Here is a 17,171-nt window from a genome sequence, read left to right on the forward strand (position 1 = left end):
CGTCCTTATTGGCTGAACCGCGACTTCGGCGTGTCGACGTTCTGGGCCATCTCGACCTGGCTCTTGATGCCAAGGGCTTGCTGGAACAGCTGATAGTGCGCTTGCGCGCGCTGCGCTGCGCCTGCCACGTTGATGTCCTTGGAGAAGGCGCGGTAGCAGACATAATCCACCAAGGCATTCTGGTAGATGTCAGGGACGGCAACAGCTGCGGTGTAGCTGTCCAGATCGAGGATGGATGAACCGCCGCTCGGACGGGTGATCTTCTCGGGCAGCCGCGACACAATCGCTTCCACCTCGCCGGTCCCGGTGTTGCCGGGCACGACATAGAACACCGACTGATCAAACATATCGTCTACGACGTGCATCACGGTCGCTGAGAACGGAAGTACCGCGGTATCATGCCAGCCGGGGATCTGGGTATCGAACACCTCCCGCACTGCGGGCGTTACCACACGGCCCGCGACGTTGCGGACCACGGCCAACAGCTTGTGATACCCTTCCGGTAGGCTTTGCTTGGTACCTTCAACCAGCTCCAGCACGGCGGTCGATGCCGTTGCAGTGGGTTTTTGCAGGGCAATCTCGCGGGCGCCATCATCGAGCCAGTCGCACAGCTCGGGGGCGGGCCAGCGGACGCCACCCCCATCCTGAAGCATGATGGTTGCCCGCCGCATTACGTCGCGCGCTTGGAAAGCCATCAGGCGGCGCTCCCTTTGCTGGCGGCCTCAGCGGCGTCTTCTGCTGTCTCGATCGCTGCGATGATGGTTTCGCGCTTGGCCTTGTGATGCGGCTTTCCACCGACCACGCGGATATGCTCGGCCAGCAGTTCTTCATCGGTCATATCCGAGAGGAACACGCCGTCTTCATCATCGGCCTTCTGGTCATCGGAGTGCGGGTGCGTCGGCGGGGCGACGTCTTCGGGTGACACATTGCTGGGGGTACCGGGTTCGGTTGCGTTCTTGGTCTCGACTGGGCCCTGTGCGGGCTGATCTTCGCTGGTCCCATAGACCACATAGCCGGGGATGGTCAGCAGGCGCTGCACATGGTTCGGGTTCGCGACCTCGGCAACGTGTGCGCCGGTTTCATCGGGCTTGAAGCTGATTTCGGTGTTGTCGGCCATGGTGATATTGGTGCCACCGGCCCGCTTGATTTTCAGTTCGATCTTCACGGTTGGTCTCCTTGGTTGAAAAAAAGGGGCAGACAGTTCAAACCGCCTGCCCCTTTGCGCTTGGTGATATGCTTGCCCGGCCTCAGAAGACGTATTCGAGGACCAGCGTGATTTTCTTGGCCGAACCGGCTGCGACGTTGCCCGACAGCGTGACGCCGATGGAGCGATGCACGTTGCTGGGCGCGATATTCAGGCAAGCCAGTGTGGTTGCCTTTGCAGCAGTGTCATTGATCGAGACGGCGGCCAGCAGTTGGTTGCCAACAGTGCGCGCGTTGTCAGAGGCCCCGACCTCGCCCGACATCAGGCCCATGGTGGCGGTGATCGCGCCAACACCGACCCCGATCAGCTCTGCGCTGACAAGGCGGGCGTCTGCGGGCAGGACGGCCAATTCCAGCTTGTCGCTGGCTGCGGTGAATGCCTGGGCGACGGTGTAGGTTGCGATACCAACCATACGCGCGCCGCTGACATAGCCGCTCGGCGTGGTTTCGCGCAGTTGCGCCATATTGGATTGCTTCAGTGCCATATTGTTTGCCCCTTTTGCGGTGCTGGAGTTGAGAAGGGCGGCGGGTCTGACCTCGCCGCCCTCATGTCAATCAGACGCCGACCGGGGGCGCAGCGTGGGTGTCGAGGGAGATCAGGCCGAAGTCGCGGTTGTTGAACCGGGTTTTCGAGAAGCCGAAGATGACACCCGCCACGACCGTGGGTTCGTTGTCATAATCCTCCATTTCCTCCTTCCACATGTACCGCATGCCGCCCGGGGTGCCGTAGGCGATGACACCGGCCTGACGGCCCATGAACAGCGCGCGTGCGGCAGGCAGGTTGGCCCCGGCCCCGAAGTCATTGAAACGAATGGCGTTCTCATGGGCGTGGAGAACCACATCCTTGATCATCCCAAGCGCGCCCTTGAAGATGGGGTTGTTGCGGCCCTCGGCCTTGGATGCGTCGGCCTGGATCTTCACCCAGCCCTCGGTATCGTTCACGCGCAGGTCGTGTTCCTGATACTTCGACATGACCACGGCGAAACGGTCAGAGCCTTCGATGTTGACCGGCATCAGCGCGGTGGCTTCCCGGTCATAGGACCGGATCATGCGCGCGTGGGTTTCGGCCCGCTCGATCAGGTTCCGGCTCATGCGGTCCGTCGCGGTGATGTTGCCCTTGGCCGTCGCGGAACCACCGAACAGGTGGTGCGTGGAGTCGGGTGCGCGCAACGGGTTGTCGGCGTGACCGGCATAGTCCTCGCCTTCGATGAACTCTTCGTTCATGCCGCGCGCGCCGGACATGTAGATGAATTTCAGCTCATCCAGGTATGTCCTCCAGTACTCGGCCAGCCGATCTTTGGCGATTTTGCGCATGTCGTGGATGGTGCGCTTGCGCGACATGCGGCCACCAGCGCTGACGGGGTGCCGCAGCTGGTCGATGATCACTTCGTCGGTGTAGAAGCGCAGATTTTCTTCCTTGCCCTTCACGCGCTTGTCGCCAGCGGTCGGGCGCTGGCGCAGACGGACGGACAGGTCGAACGAAACGCGATCACCGGCATCAGAGGCGATTTCGAGCTTCTCTTCGATGATGTTGTTCTGCCCCTTGCCCATGAACTTACGGCCCCAGTACGACTGGGCGGCCACATCGACTGCCAGGGTGCTGGACCATTTTTTCTGGGCTTTGGGATCGCCCCACGGGATGATAGTTTGAGCCATTACGAGTCCTCGCTTGCTCTGAAAAGAGAGTGAGAGGACGTCCATGCCCTGTGTGTGTGTGGTCGCACGATACTACATCTTGCGTCTTATGCGCAACAATCAACTATATGTTGCGCTTCTCGGCCTGTCGGGGGCTGGCAGTCTGGTGATGCGCACCTCTGGTGGGGCCTCGAATTGAACGTATGCCTTGGCCGTTCCCCCACCATCCGCTTTGCAGGTAATGAATATGTTGTCACCGACCTGCACGCGCTCACCCGGTTTCAATTTCACTGTCAGCCCCACGATCAGATCCTTTCTTGCTTAACCAAGGTCCATGGAGGCGAATGCCTCGCGTTCATCGGGTGACAGCCGCGCCATTGCGGCTTCGATCTGCTCAGGGGTGCCGGTGTCCATCAAGGCTTCCAGTTGCCCATACTTCCCATCTGCCTCGGAGTTGGAGGCGGCAGCGGGGATCTTGTTCAGGGTGGGAACAATCTCCGGGCGCTTTGCCGCGCGTTTCGGCGCCGGAACCGCTGCGGGCTTCGGGTTGGGCGCGGGTGCCTTGACCAGAGGCGGTGCCTCGAAGCCCAGTGTTTCCGCCTCTGCCAGATACAGCTTGTGGGCTGCTGCCAGCTTCTGGGTGTTGGTCATATTGTCGTAGCGCGGCGACGCGGTGACTGCCTTCACATGCCGGTCAAATTCGGCAATGTGTTCGGGCTTTTTGAGGTCTGGGTTCCCGGTAAGGTAGCTGCGCGCGTCATTGTGGAAGGTTTCGACAACCTGGTCCCAGTCTTGCTGCGCTTTTTGCTGCACATGCTGGTTTTGGATTTCTTGGGTTTTGGCATGCGCTGCTTCGGCGGCGGCTTCCCACTCCGAATCCAGTTCATCGTCGGTGAGTTCGCCGTCCTTCCATTTTTCCATGGCGGCGGTGCGTGCTGCCTTCTCGGCCGCCTTGATGTCAGCAAGCTGCTGCGCTGTCAGTTCGACCTGTGCGGGCTGTGCCTGCGCGGTCGCATCCGGGCCTTCATCAGCTTCCTGTTCGGCATCGACATCCGCTTTGGCGGTGTCTTCGGCCTCGGGTTGGTCTTCTTCACCGGCAGCTTCTGCATCCGGGTCATCGTCGCCTTCGTCGTCGTCCTCGTCGTCATTGAGGGCTGCAAGCTCCTCATCGGACAGGAGGCCCAGCACATGCTTGTTGCTGTCGTCCAGGTCGTCGCGAATGTCGTAGCCATCGTTTTCAGCGGCGTCCTGATCAATGTCCTGATCGGCTGCATCTGCTTCCGCAGCCTCGGCAGTGTCGTAGTCAACCAGTACAGGTACGACATCATCAGCATCGTTGAGTTCATCATGGTCGAGTTGGTCCTTAGCCATTGGTAAGGTCTCCTTCAGGTTGGGTTAATGGTGGAGGCAACAAGCAGCGCGCCGGTCAGCACCTGCGACAGCGCAAGAAGCACAACGAAGAGTTGCCAGCGCTCGACAAACCTGCGGGTTTTCAGCACCTTCTTGGAAAGCTCATAGGCTTCGTCGGTTTGGATCGAGTTCATGTCTTGGATCGACCAGTCCAGACGCAGGATCGCGTAGGCGCCGATCAGGGCGATCAGCGAGGCAAGCCAGCCGATGCCGAAGGCAGGAACGGCGACAGCAGCGCCTGCCCATGTGGCGACGACAAAACCAGCCGCATTTGATGCCATGACAGCCAACAGGCCGATCAGTCCTGCGAAGACCGCGTATCCCTCGATCTTGTTCAGGCGGGCGGGTTTTTCGATGTTCCGATAATCCAGCACGTCACATTTCTCCTTCGATTGGCTGGGCCATGCCTTGCTCAGGCATCGGTGGCTCTTGAGGTGGTGGGGGTTGCATCGGTGCCTCGGCGTTCTCGACCAGCACATCTGCGGTATCGACGGCCAGCGGCGGCGCTGCGATCAGGGCGAGGGCCAGTTCCAGCGCCTTGCGCTTTTGCTCGACGGTCTCGCCGGGCATGCTCTGCAAGACCTTCGCGGCGTTGGCCGATTCCTTGTCGGCGACGGCCCGGGCCTTGGCGGCTTCGCCTTCCAGCTTTTCGAGGTTTGCAATGGCTGCGCGCTGTTCCAGCTCGGATTGCTTCGCTTTTTGCTGCTCACGAGCTTCGCGCTCAGGATCAGGGATGCTGGGGTCAACGTCGGGGTCTTCCATGCCAGTGATGGCGCGGATGCGCTTGACGATTTCCTCGCGGCTGTGCACGTCCATAGCCTCGACCACGAGGTCGAGCAGAACCATGACGACTTGGGGCGCAACGGGGGCGAGGCCCACCATCAACTCCATCAGCTCGGCCACCTGCGCTTGCCGCATAGAGGCGTTGAAATCGTCCTCGCTGACCACATAGTCGGCCTTGGTGCGCACGATGTCGTTCTCGGGCATACCGTCGTTGATTTCGACGTAATCTGGCTGCCCCCGGCTGTTCGTGATCCTGAATTGCTTTGGCTCACCCATGAACTGTTCGACCAGAGACAGCTTTTTCTCGCCATGGTACTGCTTGCATGCCCGCAGGGAGTCGAAGGGCTTTGCCGTGGACACGCTGCCTTGCTCTTGGCGCGCCATGATCGCCTTGCCTGACACGGCGTTGGTGGTCTTGCCCATAGCCTCATCCGTGACGCCTGATAGCGTCTGGATCATCTGGATAGACATCTGCATGACATTCAGGTGCGCAGCAGACAGCTCGCGGTCGGCGTCGATCTTGAGCTCAAAACCCTTCTTTTTGACGATAACCGCGTTGGGGTTGCCGATTTCCTCGGCGTATTCATCGAGGTCAGGGACGGCGCCTTCGTCCATGATGGTCTTGTTGCTGGACAGGATAGCCAGCGCCTTGGAGAACCGCTTATTGATGTCCCGCTGGGCGTCGACCATGTTGCGCACGACGCCGTAAGGCTCACGGGTGCCAGCCTTGCGGTAGCACCACATCGGGGTGAACGGGTATCGGTTGTGCCGATAGGGCGACTTGCTGAACCACAGGACGTGTTTCGTGGTCATCACCATGACGTAGATGCGGTAGGTGAGCCTTGTGCGCACCTCGGCCTGTCCGGTTTCGACCTGCTCGACGTGCCCTGGGCTGTCGGGATCGTACATTTCACCGGCGAAATCGCCGCCGCCCATCACCTGTTCCTGTTCGGGCACCTTGAACCATGCCTCGATCAGCCTGACGCGCTCACGGTGGCTGTCGGGGTGTTCGATTGATGAATAGCTGTCGCTGATGCTGTCTTGCTCGGCCTTGTCCATGGCATCATCGCCGTAGCGATCGACACTGCCGCCAAATTCGTACGTGCTGGACGCGCTTGCCTCAATGTGATGCTTGCGCTTGGGGAACATGGCGCATGCGTCGTCAAGGTCTGCCCACTTGGTGCGGAACATGTAGCGCCCATCGCTCATGTCGCGCTCCGTCGCCGTGCTGTCCCAGACGATGTTGCGCCACGACTCGTAGCGGTCGTAGATTGGTTCGCCGTCGGTATCTTCTTGGACGCCACATTCGATGAACGACAGGCCTGCCTTGGTCATCTCCTCGAATGCGTCGGATTCGCTGAACCGGCTCTTGTTCACGTCGGCGAGGTACTTCAGCAGCTGCGACTTGCGCTCTGCCGCCTTTGCCGCCTCCTTGCGGCGCGGCAGGATCTTGTAATCGGTGCGTGCGCGGCGCTGGCTGCCGATAATCCAGTTGAGCGACTGAGCGATGACGTTCATGACCAATGGGTCTTGTCCGCGTGCCTCAAGGATTTGGATGTCCTCGGCGGTCCACTGGTCGCTGTCATAGAACGCTTCATCGCGTGCCATGCGTGTGCGCCATGCGGCCTGCCTGTCCATCTCGCGCAGGTAGTGGCTGACCATGCGTGTGTGCAGGTTCTTGACCCGTTCACTGTCGAGCGGGCTCTTCTCGACCTTGGCCATGTCATCGCCGTAGAGGAAACGGTTGTTGACCTCTGGTCCGTGGGCTTTGGCGCTGCGCTTTGGGGTGGATTCTATGGCGCTGGGGCCATTGTGATCAGATTGCGCCATGATCATCGCTCACTTCGATCTCTTTGACCTTGCCTGTGGCATTGTCGGTCACTTCCATTTCGGCGGTGACGGTCTTGGGGGCGTCTTCATACCGCGGCGGAATTGTCAGCAGGTCGTGCAGGCAGTCGCGGATGATGCCGATGATCTTCATGGGGTTCTTGGGGTTGACCGGGTTGAACCCCAGGTTGGCGCAGAAATACCCCGCGTTGATGAGGCAGTCGCCAAAGTCGCCCGTCTCTTCCGCCCATGCGTAGGCGCGCGACAGGGGCACGATGCACGGCACCACACGCTCAGCGCTAAGAACCGCGCCCTTGGGCACCAGAACCAGACAGGCTTCCCATTGCCCCGCCCTGCGCAGCCATGTGCAATAGATCAGCACGTCGCCGCGTGAGATGACCTTGTGATTTACCGTCAGGTCGAGGGCGTGGCGGTATGCCTCGGTGCCGTCGCTGTCGGTGGTGTCGATATGCTGCGCTTTTTGCTGCACTTTTCCGGGAATGATAAGCTGGGTCACGATGCCATGCCTCCTCTTGCGCGTCGGCGCGGTCTGCGTTGGATGTTGATCAGGCGGGGGTCATAGCCCTGCGCCCATTGACGTAGGGAATCGGCGGCCTCTGAGTGCCCGGCCAGCTTTTCAGGCTCGTGAGACCATGTGCCGAGGCGCGCGTTCCACTTCTTGCCGTAGAGTTCGAGGTGGTTGAGGCCGGGCGCACAGCCCTCTTCATCGAAATAGGCCCGGCTGAACGCCTCGCGCGTCATGGATATGCCGTGCTGGATGGTTTCGACGCGGGGCACGATCTGGAAACGCCAGTCAGGCGCCAGCTCTGTCAGGAAATCGAGGGGCGAACCAACGCGGTCGGCCAGCTGTCGCTGCTGCATCGCGTCGTGAGGCAGGAAGTGGACACCGAATATCCAACCTGTATCCCGCAGCATCTTGACGTAATGGGCATAGCCCTCGCTCCACCCCTCGAAGTAGCGCAGGAACCGCTCTTGCGGGCCGATATGCTGCATCGCCCATATGCCGCTGCCATCGCCTGCACCGATGTCCCAGAACGTGTTTACAGCGACACTGGTGACATGCGGGATACGAGTGATGCGGCCTTGCATGCGCGCGGCGGCCAGCTGCTTGGTGTAGAACTTGCCTTCGGTCGACTGCATCCAGCATTCTGTGGGCGTCGAGGGCATTTCGCGCCACATCTTTTCCTGATCGCCGCTGAAATCGTTTTCACGCTTGGCGACATACCAGAGGCGCTGGCCCTGGTGGATGGTGCAACGCTGCTCACGCTGGATCGTGTCGAAATAGTCGTGGTCTTCCGGGGTGACGGTGATGCCCTCGGCGTCGTCCAAGGTGTAGCCGGGCTCCATCCACCAAGGGAAGAAATGGAACTTGAACTGCGTGATGTTCGGGATCTTGCCCGCCTGCATGATCCGTTCGGCGCGGTTGGCTATCTCGAAAAACTCGCCTTCCTGCCCCTCGGCGGTGCTTTCGATCACGGCTATGCCTGATGTTGGGACGGCTGGCAGTGAGCCTGTGACAATCTCCACGGCCTTTTCAGGGAACTTGGCGGCGATCTTGCCCATCTCGGACACATGCAGCCGGTGAATGGTGCCAGATCGCATCGAGGTGGCCACGCGAATGCCACTGTTGTTGTGCGCAAACAGCAATTCCTTGGCCGTCTCGCGCTTAAGCGGCATCGTGGCCTGGACGTGTTCGGGCAGGTTGTTGTAGGCGAACTTCACCTTGTCCCGAAAGATCACCTCGGCGTCGTCCAGGCTGTGGGCGATGATGCCGCACCGCTGGTCGGAGTTGAACAGGGCGTGGTCGAGCCATAGGATTGCAATCAGGGTGGTATTGTGGCTGACCAAACCTTCGGCAATGTAGGTTCTGGTGCTGGTTTGCAGATCGACCACATCGCCAATACCCATTGGCTCAATGGCTACGACAGTTGCCCATGCATCGTTGTTTGCATTCCGCTTGCCCGGTAAGCCTTTGCCTTCCCAGAAAGCGCGCCCGATCATTCGGCTTGGCCGTGTTTGCCCAACCAGCTGGAAAAGCTCATTCATCCGTGTGAAGCAAAGCTTCGGAACTGGTGTCTTGCCCAGTTTGGTTTTTCGTTCGGTGTCATTCTCTATCCGGGCGCTGTAGCCGCGCCTCTGGGCATACGCGACCATCCTATCCCAGACAGCACCATTGCGCTGTGAGACGTTGATTTCGCAGCCAGACGAGCATGATTTTGCTATGCTTCCCTCACCGTCAATCATGCCGCCGAACCAACCATCTTCATATGTCGGTTCATCCCATGGTTTTGCGATGGATCGTATCTTTGTTCCGACCTTGATCCTGCCGACGACATTGTTGCCGTCACCGCTGATACTGCGCCATTTCGTCCCAACACTTGCTTTGGTAGTGAGCCACGGGTGATTGGCGGTGCAAATCACCTCGCGTCCATCATCAAGCGTTATTTTGAAGCGTTCCGCCTGCATCGTGACTGTCCGCTGTACTGTTGCTGTGCGCATCGAACGTGCAGCGCCCCTGCCTCCCGGCACATGCTCGTCGCAGGCCACAAGCTGATCACCCTCCTTGAGGCTGTCGATGCGAACCCATTCGAGATTGGCTGTCAGCACGCGCGTTGATGGGTCGAGACAAAAACCAAGCTGCCGCGCCTTGAGGATCACGTTGCGGTAGTGCAGATCCTCAATGAACCGGCGCTGGTTGACGTTGGGGATGAAGGGCATGGTGAAGCCTTCGCCGTCATCACCCTCGGCTTTGACCATGATCTTGTAGAGCTGGCCGCTGTAGATGCGCCATTCCCAAGATTCCAGACATGCGAGGAAGTCGGCCTCGGTGTCGGGCACGAAGTCAGGCGTGATATGGGCCAGTGATATGGCTGCCATCGCGTTCAAGGCTGCTTATTCCCGCTTGGACGCGCGGTTGAGATTGGTGCGGCCGAACCACGGCGGCTGATTTCCTTGACCGCCTCGGCCAGCCTGTCGACGGCGGCGTTGGCGGCCTTGTCACCCATGCCCAGATGCTTGCCCAAGGTCTCAAGGGCCTTGAGGCGGTCCATGGTCTTGATCTTGACGCGGCGGATGTCGCGCGCGTCTTCGCCCCGGCCTTCGGTGAAATCCTCGATCGAGCTTTCGGCCAACAGGTCTAGGTCTTCCGGCGTGCATGCTGACAGGTCGATGATGGGATCACCGTCCGGGCTGATGCGCAGGAACTTCGACATGCCGGTGAATGCGATGCGCTTGTATTCCAGCAGGACATCATCAAGGGTGACTTCGGCGCGCTTCTGGGCGTCTTTGCGGCGTTCCTGGATGCGGGCCTGCACTTCATCTTTCTTCAACAGGCGTTGGCCTTGCGAATATGCGGTCTTTGGGCTGTATCCAGCACGAATTGCGGCCTGAGTTGCGTTCAGGTCGATCAGATATTCATCAACGAATTTGGTTTGCTTGTCTGAAAGTCCTGCCATGACACCACATCTTGCGTTGTATGGCGGATAATGTGCAGCATTTTGGGTGTCACTACAACATGTAGATCATTTGGGCGCTTTGGCTCTGTACGCGATAAATGGACTATTTCGACTACATCTTGTGTTTAGCTTGCGATTTAATTTTGGATTTTGTTTCGAAATTGACAGGATGCGGACATGAAAAAGCCCGGCACGATGGCCGGGCGTTGGTCTTGGTTGTGATGATGGCGATCAGGGCCTTGCGAAGATCACCAGCCACATGAACAGGCCGATGAGCGTCATGGCTCCGGTGAACAAGCCACGTGCGGCATAGCCCCAGCCCCAGCGCTCCGTCAGATACATGCTCGCGGCCATGGGGCCGAAGCCCAACACGATAGCGCTGATAACGATCATTTCGACACCTTCGGTAAAGCCGCATTAACCAACGACTCCGCCTCCTCTATTTCCTGCAAAACCTGTTTTGCTTTTTCGTGGGGAAGCCAGCCCGCGACGTATCGCAAGCCAGCCGCTTCCAGAATGCGCGCCTTGCGTGGGCGCGTCAGGGTCATGCTACCACCTTCAGCGTAGCGTCATGCCAATCCTTGATGCTGATGTCGTCTTGGTAGGTGTTCGCCACCGCAGCATGACAGTTTGCCATGTGACTGTCATGCTGGTCTTCGTCCAGATCGCGCCCGTTCCCGGTGCTGATTTCCCAAATTGCCAGGGCGATTGCTTCGGCGTTCATCTCGTATTCTTGTTCGGTCATTTTATCTACTCCTGCGGGCCGCGACCATCGCCGCCCTATAGGATAACAATAGCATTACACGTAACGGCGTGCAAGTGAAATCGTTACGCGTAACCCCTTAAACGCAAATTTGCGCCTGCGAAAGTTTTTCCCAACGCCGGTCCTGAGTCCACAGCCCCCAGAGATAGATACACCCCCGGCCTATTCCCACACCGGAAAGCCCTTGGTCATGATCCTCATGCGGCTCATTCTTCTTCACCCCTGTCCCAGCCAAGGTAAATCAAGGGCTTTTGGCGCGTTGCCATGTCGATCAGCATGTGTCCGAGGGCCAGCATTTCGCCGCGTGGGATCGTGAGGGTGCGCGGCGGTTCCAGATCCGGGTCCACGTCTCCCCCCTTGTAGGCGTCGATCAGGCAGTTGCCGGTGTTGGCGTCGATCTGGATCAGCATGACATCGCCATTGCCTGTGCTGCACCGGACCCAGATCGCGTGGTTGCTTTCGGCTTCGATTGTCATTGATTGCTCCTTCAAGCCTTTGCGGCACGCGGGCCGACGGCTTCTTTGATCCGGTCGATCCGGGTACCGAGGCTGCGGGCGTTGTCACCGATGCGGCTGGCGGCCTCTGCATGTTTGCGGGCCTCTGCGGCGGCGGCCAAAGCGGCTTGCTCATGCTTCTCAATTTGCTGCACCATCGTGGCCACCTCAGCGGACAGTGCGTCAATCTCGCCGTTCCCGCCGTCCTCTCCGAAAAATTCCTTGCGGATCTCTGCAACCCAACCGGAAAGGATGCCCTGACCAAGAACTTCAGCAACCGTTTTGTCGGTGTCGGACCCTTTGTACCGCCCCAACTTGGTGTCATACGACACATCCAGCATACCCATGATTTCGCGCTTCTGTTCGCGGGTGGGTTGGCGCGGGGCTTGTTCTTTTGCGACAGCTGGCTTCATTTTGGTGACCGTCGTATCCATGCTTTTCGTCTCCGTGGGTTGATCGGTTTCGTTTTCGGCCTTTCGCGCTATGACGCAGCTGGGGCAGAGGTTTTTCTTGCGGATGGATTGCCAACCAGCGTTTTCGAGTTTGGTCGACACCTGGCTTAGTTTTGCGAGAGTCAGAACGCCACGCGTGCTGCACCTCCCGGTTTTGATGAATTTCGTTGACGGCCCGTGAGCTGCGCGGAACTCGTATGTTGTGCCGCAATCATCGCAGGTTGCTCGGGCCAGCTTCTCTCCCCTCGCACCCTTGATTGGCTCTACACTCATGCGTCCTCCCTCTCTGTTGAAAACATCTTGTCGTGGATCTTCTGGGCGCGGCGCAGAGCGGCTACCTTCGGTTCGTATGTTGAGGCCCAATAGCGCGACTCCCCGGTCCGAGGGTGGGAGCGGGCGGCCAGCTTCTCGTAAAATTCGATGCGGCCGGGCAGATCGGCTGCTGTGATGGTCTCACCCCAGATGCCGGTTATCATGGTGATCGTGCCATCGAAGTTGACCACGGCCCGGACGCTACGCAATTTGCTGCTCATGCGTACATCTTCCTGCGGTCAGTTTTTTTTAGCTTCCCGGATGGTTCATATTCCTTGCCATTGTCATCAATGAGCGGCTCGTTCCAGCAGAACTGATATCGCGTGCTTGCGAAGCCCCGGGAACTGGCCCAACCATCGCTTTGCCGTAGGTATCACTTCGTTTTCGAGCTTCGAGCGGTTGATGGCGTCGAGCTTGAACCGATCACCGGTTTGGCTGCCGATAACTTTCTCGCCGGTCTTCTCGCGCTTCACTTCGCGCAATGCCTCGTAGACCTGCGCCGCAGTTGGCCATGCGCGGGATGTGTTGGTCATTTTGATATGCTGGAATGTCTTGTCGATGGTTCCAGGCCCGGATGTTTCGCGTGTGAACACCCCGGCGATGGTTTCCATCTCGCGCGCCAGCGCTTCGGGATTTTCCTTCATCGACGCGATGGGTGAAAATGTGTCCAGCCATGCGAGGACTTGATCATTGGTCGTCTGCATCTCGTTTCGCCTCCTTGCTTCTGAGGATTTCCTTGGCCCTCAACATTGCCTCTTGTTCCCGGCCTTGGGTTCTGGGTTTTCGTGGAAAATTTATGATCTCTTTTTCCCGCCCCCCTGGGGGGGCTAAGGGGGGTTCTTTTATACTTGGACTCTTGGTCTCTTGGGTAGGTTGTTCCCCGGAATGGTCCGCTGTAGTTTCCGTGGTTGCATCTTGATCGTTATTTTTCAGTGACTTATATGAGTTTATGTCAGAACTGTCTGCCTCTTGCTGCGTTCCCTCAGGGAACGCAGCTGCGTTCCCTGAGTTCTCCGATCCCCTTTTCCGGTCACTTTGGTCGCGCAAAAACTTCTCTGTTTTGGTCGCTTCTTTGGTCAGTCTGACGTTGGTCCAGTACCCGTTTTCGACATCGAAAAATGGCTCCAGCGCTGGCCGGATTCGCGCGCGCCACATCTTCTGTGAACACCGCGCCAAGCGTGCCAGCTTGCGGTCATCATCGGGCATGTTCAGTTCTTCGCGGGACCACATCGCATAGAGGATCAGGTGATAGGCGCCGAACTCGTCGGCTGCCAAATCCATCGTATCCCGCACAAAAGCATCCACCCAGATCGGGCAGGCATACTTGGTCCGCGCCTTCTTGGGGTTGTAGTCTTGGCTCAAGATTTTCGCCTCCCCGCCTTTGCCTTCAAGACGTGCAGGGGTGGGCGCACCACATCCACCCGCGCGCCGCTGCCACGGGTCAGCTTCCGCCTGCGCGTCATGATTTCCTTCGCGTCCTCCGTCATCGCCGCGATCAAGGCCTCTTGTCTTTCTTCATCGGAAAGCACGGCCTCGATTATGATGATGACGCCCCCATCTGGCGGGTACTGTCCGTGGAACTGGTGACCCATGTTGAACCTGCTGTCATCGACCTTCATTGCGGCGGCGATGCCGTCCTGGGCGTGCTTCAATGAGCCTTTCATGTTATCCTTGTCGCGCCGGATCTTGTTGGGTTCGAAGAAATGCCCTGTCAGCTGCCATTCGCCTTCATGTGTGTGGTGGACATTGCGCAGCATCGCTTCCCGGGTCAGCACTTGGGCTATTTCCCGGTATCTCTTGATATGCGGCTGGCACTTGCTCCAATGGTTGCCCCGAATGAAATTCGGGAACACCTGCTTTGGCGGCCATGGCAGGATGATGCGCATCGGGGGTAATTTCACTTCGACCGCTCCCGAATAGCCAATTCAGCCATCTTCTGGCCCATGCGCTCCTCGATGAACTGTCGGATCGGCATGGTGGGCTTCCACCCGCCATTGTGCTTGCCAGAGGGGCCACGCTCTCTTTTCGGCAGCCCCATTCTGCGGACCGCGTTGCCGACCGTTTGCGAGTGGTCTGAACCGAAATATCGTGCAATTTCTGACAGGCTGACACCGGCCAGGTACATTTCCTTGGCCAAGGTCGGATCGACTATGGTTCTGCGAAGTGTGCTGCGCGGTGGCAGCCCCATGCGCTTTGCGTGCCAGCCGCACGCCTGACGAGTAAAGCCGATTGTTTCGGCGATCTTCGCTGTAGGCACCTTGTGGTTGCACCATAGTTTGGCGAAGATTTCTTTGTTGAATTTTGCTGGCATCACACACCCTCGAATTACCCCCGGCGTGAACCGGGGGCTTTGCAAAAAATCAGATCACGCCGCCTGCTTGCCCGTGTCGGTCAATTCGACATGCGTCGAACCGCGCGCGTTCGGGCGGCCACTTGCTTTCACCAGGCCCATGGCCTTGAGCTTTGCCGCGGTAACGGCACTGATCAGTCCGGCGCCGTCTTTCAGGGATACGAGCGCGGCCTTCTGCTTCTCGGTGAGTGACAGGTCGTTCATGGTCTCTTGGTTCACGTTGGCCTCCTTGGGGTTATTTGCGCGGAACACCCGCCGCGCCGGGATTGGTTCACTGCAACAAATCAGGCTGTCGCCAGTCGTGCCGGTCGAGAAAGCGGAAATCGGGGTGATTGGATTTGGTGTCGCGCGGATCATCGCGATCCCACACGAACCACGCATTGCGCTGGGGTGCTTGGCCCTGTCCGGTGAAATCAATCTTCCACCTGATCAGGTAGCAGTAAGAAAAGGGGTGCCGATCGAGGATTTCACCGAGGCCATTAATTCGGCCGGCGGCCCATTCCCATGACAGCAACAGGGCGCAGTATCGCCAATCATGCAAATTGAGCGTGTGGTGCAGCCAGCGGCCATGGCCATCGCGTGCCGTGATCAGGTTGTAAGGCGGGTTGGTGATGATCGCCCGGCCCCGGCTGCGATAGCAGGAGAAGTAATCAGCCGTCCAACTATCGGGACACCCCCGGTCGATCAGGTCGGATGCAGAGCATGGCAGGCCGAAGTCGCGTATCTCACGCACCATGGCCCCATCGCCGCAGGCTGGTTCCCAGACTGACCCCAGCGCGCGCAAGCGATCGCCATCGGCATGCAACAGGGCACGCACGGCTTCCGGCTGGCCGGTGGCGTAGAAGTCATGCTCGCGGCGCTGCTCCACCGGCCTCGAATGCTTTGGCAAGTCCAACGCAAGGCCGGGCCCTTTCAGGACCGGCTTTGCCTTGGTGGCGCGAAACAGGGATTTTGCGCTTTGCGTCATACCGCGCCCTCCGCGACATCTAGCTGAGGGCCGATAAGTTCACCGTACTTGTGAACCGCCTGCCAGTGGCCTCGGCATTGAATGCCAAGGTCACCGAGCAGGTCCAGCGTGTGACATGGCCAGTCATCGGCAGAAATGTGGGCGCAGGACATCTGATACTCGACGCTTGCTCCGCGAAAGGGGCAGGTCTGGCATTTATTCGCGGCTCTGATCATGCCAACACCCCGGCCGGGATGCACAGCACCACCGCGAACAAGCGCAGATGCATTGCCATCAGCTCACACGCGATTGAGCTGTCTGTAATCACGACGCTGGCGCCGGATGCAGAGGCTATCAAAAGGGCGATCATTCTACCCACCCCGCGCGCGTTTGGATTGCAATGACGCCGCCCCGGCGCAGGGAGGAGGAGGCACCGGGGCGACTGGCCGCGCGGGAGGAGTGCGCGGTGTTAAGTGGGCGGATCATGCCGCCACCGATTTCTTGAAGGCCGGTTTGCCGGGGATAAGCCCATCTCTGGCTACGTCGACAACCCAGCCGCTTGGGCATGATGTGCCATACATCCACAGACGTGCTGCTTTTTCACTGACGCCGAAGTCTGCGCCCAGTTCCGTGCTGTTTTCCCAATTCTCACGACAGTAGGCCGCCCATTCTTCGGGGAACTCTCGGCGGGCGCGGTGCGGATCAAACAAGCGCCTGGAGAATTTTCCGGCGAGAAGGTCGGAAAAGCTACCGGACGACACGTCCAGAGGTTGCGTGCAATCTGTTAGGAACACGTTTTGCGAGGGAAGAAATGACATTAAGCCGCCCCTGCTTTTTGCTGCGTTTTTTGCTTCTCTTTATCAGCCATGCGCATGAACGCTTTGACCTCGACTTCTGTTTCGGGCCAGAATCGTCGCCCAGCCCTCAACCGCTCAACGAACCGTCCGTTTCGGACGGCTAGCCACCCAAACCGGTATGCTGACATACCAGTGCGGCTCAGGAATTCTTCGACTTCATCACGGAAATTGTTTGCCATGCCCGATCATATACACGCCATAGCGTGCAGGTCAATGCACGTTATTACGTTCGCGCCGACTTGTTTTCTTCATGATAAGGTTTCGCGATGAATGAGGCATGGTTAGATCGGCTGTTGGAATGCGTGGAACGCGACGGGCGCTCCATGCGCGCTATCTCTATTGCCGCAGGCAACGGGCCAAACTGGTTGCAGCAGGTGTTCAAGAACAAGAAAGACCCCGGTTTCAATCGACTTGCTAAGACGCTGGACATCTTAGGGACAAGTGCGACGCTTTACGTTATCTCGGGCACCCAGATGGGCGACGAGGACGCTGAGCTGTTTCAGATATTGCTTTCGGTGCCGCCAAGAGTGCGCGCGGAGGCGCTGGACCTCTTTCGCGCAATTCAATCGCGCGAAGATTTGCCATTGCTACAACCCTCTGCTCGGGAGTGAGCCTTCGCCAGACGTCAAATATCTCGATGATTTTATCCATTACCCCGCCTGA

Annotated in this window: 26 protein-coding genes; 2 read left to right on the top strand and 24 right to left on the bottom strand. The window is 58.8% G+C overall.

The features are described 5' to 3' along the window. Positions 1–5: 5 nt before the first annotated feature. The 22 genes from H9529_RS18505 to H9529_RS18615 form a co-directional block, all read right to left on the bottom strand. Positions 6–695 carry a phage adaptor protein gene (locus H9529_RS18505; RefSeq protein WP_092892184.1) on the bottom strand — a complete coding sequence of 230 codons (690 nt, stop codon included), beginning with the start codon at positions 693–695 and terminating at the stop codon, positions 6–8. Further along, positions 695–1,165, bottom strand: coding sequence for a hypothetical protein (locus tag H9529_RS18510; protein ID WP_092892182.1), 471 nt, complete (start codon positions 1,163–1,165; stop codon positions 695–697). The genes H9529_RS18505 and H9529_RS18510 overlap by 1 nt, the downstream gene beginning before the upstream one ends. Positions 1,166–1,247: 82 nt before the next feature. Further along, positions 1,248–1,688 carry a hypothetical protein gene (locus H9529_RS18515; protein ID WP_092892180.1) on the bottom strand — a complete coding sequence of 147 codons (441 nt, stop codon included), beginning with the start codon at positions 1,686–1,688 and terminating at the stop codon, positions 1,248–1,250. Between the two features lie 70 nt (positions 1,689–1,758). After that, positions 1,759–2,859: a N4-gp56 family major capsid protein gene (locus H9529_RS18520; protein ID WP_092892178.1), complete on the bottom strand. Its 1,101-nt coding sequence runs from the start codon at positions 2,857–2,859 to the stop codon at positions 1,759–1,761. Positions 2,860–3,159: 300 nt separating this feature from the next. Further along, entirely contained in the window at positions 3,160–4,209 is a 1,050-nt protein-coding gene (locus H9529_RS18530) for a hypothetical protein (protein WP_092892176.1), read from the bottom strand. A 14-nt stretch (positions 4,210–4,223) separates the two neighbouring features. Next, complete coding sequence (locus H9529_RS18535) at positions 4,224–4,622, bottom strand: hypothetical protein (protein ID WP_092892174.1); 399 nt, start codon at positions 4,620–4,622, stop codon at positions 4,224–4,226. A gap of 1 nt (position 4,623) precedes the next feature. Beyond that, entirely contained in the window at positions 4,624–6,861 is a 2,238-nt protein-coding gene (locus H9529_RS18540; protein ID WP_223814421.1) for a portal protein, read from the bottom strand. Beyond that, the gene (locus tag H9529_RS18545; RefSeq protein ID WP_223814422.1) at positions 6,848–7,375 is read right to left on the bottom strand and encodes a hypothetical protein; all 528 of its coding nucleotides are present in this window, start codon (positions 7,373–7,375) and stop codon (positions 6,848–6,850) included. Before H9529_RS18545 ends, H9529_RS18540 begins: the two co-directional genes overlap by 14 nt. Beyond that, on the bottom strand, positions 7,372–9,756 hold the full coding sequence (locus tag H9529_RS18550) for a hypothetical protein (protein WP_092892172.1): 2,385 nt from the start codon (positions 9,754–9,756) through the stop codon (positions 7,372–7,374). The genes H9529_RS18545 and H9529_RS18550 overlap by 4 nt, the downstream gene beginning before the upstream one ends. Before the next feature lie 5 nt (positions 9,757–9,761). Continuing rightward, the gene (locus H9529_RS18555) at positions 9,762–10,334 is read right to left on the bottom strand and encodes a terminase small subunit (RefSeq protein WP_092892170.1); all 573 of its coding nucleotides are present in this window, start codon (positions 10,332–10,334) and stop codon (positions 9,762–9,764) included. 231 nt (positions 10,335–10,565) lie between these two features. Continuing rightward, positions 10,566–10,727 carry a hypothetical protein gene (locus H9529_RS18560; RefSeq protein WP_176847307.1) on the bottom strand — a complete coding sequence of 54 codons (162 nt, stop codon included), beginning with the start codon at positions 10,725–10,727 and terminating at the stop codon, positions 10,566–10,568. Next, positions 10,724–10,882 (bottom strand): hypothetical protein, encoded by a 159-nt coding sequence (locus H9529_RS18565; RefSeq protein ID WP_176847305.1) that lies wholly within the window; start codon positions 10,880–10,882, stop codon positions 10,724–10,726. Before H9529_RS18565 ends, H9529_RS18560 begins: the two co-directional genes overlap by 4 nt. After that, a complete protein-coding gene (locus H9529_RS18570) occupies positions 10,879–11,079 on the bottom strand; it encodes a hypothetical protein (RefSeq protein WP_092892168.1) in 201 nt (66 codons plus the stop codon). Before H9529_RS18570 ends, H9529_RS18565 begins: the two co-directional genes overlap by 4 nt. A 224-nt stretch (positions 11,080–11,303) precedes the next feature. Continuing rightward, positions 11,304–11,573, bottom strand: coding sequence for a hypothetical protein (locus H9529_RS18575; RefSeq protein WP_092892166.1), 270 nt, complete (start codon positions 11,571–11,573; stop codon positions 11,304–11,306). Positions 11,574–11,584: 11 nt separating this feature from the next. Further along, positions 11,585–12,316 (bottom strand): hypothetical protein, encoded by a 732-nt coding sequence (locus H9529_RS18580; RefSeq protein WP_143033548.1) that lies wholly within the window; start codon positions 12,314–12,316, stop codon positions 11,585–11,587. Next, complete coding sequence (locus H9529_RS18585) at positions 12,313–12,576, bottom strand: hypothetical protein (RefSeq protein ID WP_092892984.1); 264 nt, start codon at positions 12,574–12,576, stop codon at positions 12,313–12,315. Before H9529_RS18585 ends, H9529_RS18580 begins: the two co-directional genes overlap by 4 nt. Positions 12,577–12,642: 66 nt before the next feature. Next, a complete protein-coding gene (locus H9529_RS18590) occupies positions 12,643–13,059 on the bottom strand; it encodes a hypothetical protein (RefSeq protein WP_190305752.1) in 417 nt (138 codons plus the stop codon). Beyond that, the gene (locus H9529_RS18595) at positions 13,043–13,717 is read right to left on the bottom strand and encodes a YdaU family protein (RefSeq protein WP_176847404.1); all 675 of its coding nucleotides are present in this window, start codon (positions 13,715–13,717) and stop codon (positions 13,043–13,045) included. Before H9529_RS18595 ends, H9529_RS18590 begins: the two co-directional genes overlap by 17 nt. Beyond that, positions 13,714–14,256, bottom strand: coding sequence for a hypothetical protein (locus H9529_RS18600; RefSeq protein WP_143033594.1), 543 nt, complete (start codon positions 14,254–14,256; stop codon positions 13,714–13,716). Before H9529_RS18600 ends, H9529_RS18595 begins: the two co-directional genes overlap by 4 nt. Further along, complete coding sequence (locus H9529_RS18605) at positions 14,253–14,666, bottom strand: hypothetical protein (protein ID WP_190305753.1); 414 nt, start codon at positions 14,664–14,666, stop codon at positions 14,253–14,255. The genes H9529_RS18600 and H9529_RS18605 overlap by 4 nt, the downstream gene beginning before the upstream one ends. 54 nt (positions 14,667–14,720) lie before the next feature. Continuing rightward, positions 14,721–14,924, bottom strand: coding sequence for a hypothetical protein (locus tag H9529_RS18610; RefSeq protein WP_190305715.1), 204 nt, complete (start codon positions 14,922–14,924; stop codon positions 14,721–14,723). Positions 14,925–14,976: 52 nt separating this feature from the next. Then, complete coding sequence (locus H9529_RS18615; RefSeq protein ID WP_190305754.1) at positions 14,977–15,672, bottom strand: hypothetical protein; 696 nt, start codon at positions 15,670–15,672, stop codon at positions 14,977–14,979. Between the two features lie 77 nt (positions 15,673–15,749). On the opposite strand from H9529_RS18615, the gene H9529_RS20990 reads away from it, so the two are divergent. Beyond that, positions 15,750–16,055, top strand: a complete 306-nt coding sequence (locus H9529_RS20990; protein WP_223814423.1) for a hypothetical protein — start codon at positions 15,750–15,752, stop codon at positions 16,053–16,055. A 78-nt stretch (positions 16,056–16,133) separates the two neighbouring features. Here the strand turns inward: H9529_RS20990 and H9529_RS18625 are convergent, their stop codons facing one another. Both H9529_RS18625 and H9529_RS18630 read right to left on the bottom strand, forming a co-directional pair. Further along, complete coding sequence (locus H9529_RS18625) at positions 16,134–16,469, bottom strand: hypothetical protein (protein WP_190305755.1); 336 nt, start codon at positions 16,467–16,469, stop codon at positions 16,134–16,136. After that, the gene (locus tag H9529_RS18630) at positions 16,469–16,687 is read right to left on the bottom strand and encodes a hypothetical protein (protein WP_092893032.1); all 219 of its coding nucleotides are present in this window, start codon (positions 16,685–16,687) and stop codon (positions 16,469–16,471) included. The genes H9529_RS18625 and H9529_RS18630 overlap by 1 nt, the downstream gene beginning before the upstream one ends. 87 nt (positions 16,688–16,774) lie before the next feature. Between H9529_RS18630 and H9529_RS18635 the strand changes: the two genes are divergently transcribed. Further along, the gene (locus tag H9529_RS18635; protein ID WP_092893034.1) at positions 16,775–17,119 is read left to right on the top strand and encodes a hypothetical protein; all 345 of its coding nucleotides are present in this window, start codon (positions 16,775–16,777) and stop codon (positions 17,117–17,119) included. The last annotated feature ends 52 nt before the right edge of the window (positions 17,120–17,171 follow it).

Origin of the sequence: Roseicitreum antarcticum (assembly GCF_014681765.1) — a bacterium.
In the GTDB taxonomy this organism is placed as follows: domain Bacteria; phylum Pseudomonadota; class Alphaproteobacteria; order Rhodobacterales; family Rhodobacteraceae; genus Roseicitreum; species Roseicitreum antarcticum.

Coding starts and splice junctions, on each gene's coding strand:
- H9529_RS18505 (WP_092892184.1), bottom strand. CDS start 695: ATGGCTTTCCAAGCGCGCGACGTAATGCGGCGGGCAACCATCATGCTT.
- H9529_RS18515 (WP_092892180.1), bottom strand. CDS start 1,688: ATGGCACTGAAGCAATCCAATATGGCGCAACTGCGCGAAACCACGCCG.
- H9529_RS18520 (WP_092892178.1), bottom strand. CDS start 2,859: ATGGCTCAAACTATCATCCCGTGGGGCGATCCCAAAGCCCAGAAAAAA.
- H9529_RS18530 (WP_092892176.1), bottom strand. CDS start 4,209: ATGGCTAAGGACCAACTCGACCATGATGAACTCAACGATGCTGATGAT.
- H9529_RS18540 (WP_223814421.1), bottom strand. CDS start 6,861: ATGGCGCAATCTGATCACAATGGCCCCAGCGCCATAGAATCCACCCCA.
- H9529_RS18550 (WP_092892172.1), bottom strand. CDS start 9,756: ATGGCAGCCATATCACTGGCCCATATCACGCCTGACTTCGTGCCCGAC.
- H9529_RS18555 (WP_092892170.1), bottom strand. CDS start 10,334: ATGGCAGGACTTTCAGACAAGCAAACCAAATTCGTTGATGAATATCTG.
- H9529_RS18560 (WP_176847307.1), bottom strand. CDS start 10,727: ATGATCGTTATCAGCGCTATCGTGTTGGGCTTCGGCCCCATGGCCGCG.
- H9529_RS18565 (WP_176847305.1), bottom strand. CDS start 10,882: ATGACCCTGACGCGCCCACGCAAGGCGCGCATTCTGGAAGCGGCTGGC.
- H9529_RS18570 (WP_092892168.1), bottom strand. CDS start 11,079: ATGACCGAACAAGAATACGAGATGAACGCCGAAGCAATCGCCCTGGCA.
- H9529_RS18575 (WP_092892166.1), bottom strand. CDS start 11,573: ATGACAATCGAAGCCGAAAGCAACCACGCGATCTGGGTCCGGTGCAGC.
- H9529_RS18580 (WP_143033548.1), bottom strand. CDS start 12,316: ATGAGTGTAGAGCCAATCAAGGGTGCGAGGGGAGAGAAGCTGGCCCGA.
- H9529_RS18585 (WP_092892984.1), bottom strand. CDS start 12,576: ATGAGCAGCAAATTGCGTAGCGTCCGGGCCGTGGTCAACTTCGATGGC.
- H9529_RS18590 (WP_190305752.1), bottom strand. CDS start 13,059: ATGCAGACGACCAATGATCAAGTCCTCGCATGGCTGGACACATTTTCA.
- H9529_RS18605 (WP_190305753.1), bottom strand. CDS start 14,666: ATGCCAGCAAAATTCAACAAAGAAATCTTCGCCAAACTATGGTGCAAC.
- H9529_RS18615 (WP_190305754.1), bottom strand. CDS start 15,672: ATGACGCAAAGCGCAAAATCCCTGTTTCGCGCCACCAAGGCAAAGCCG.
- H9529_RS18625 (WP_190305755.1), bottom strand. CDS start 16,469: ATGTCATTTCTTCCCTCGCAAAACGTGTTCCTAACAGATTGCACGCAA.
- H9529_RS18630 (WP_092893032.1), bottom strand. CDS start 16,687: ATGGCAAACAATTTCCGTGATGAAGTCGAAGAATTCCTGAGCCGCACT.
- H9529_RS18635 (WP_092893034.1), top strand. CDS start 16,775: ATGAATGAGGCATGGTTAGATCGGCTGTTGGAATGCGTGGAACGCGAC.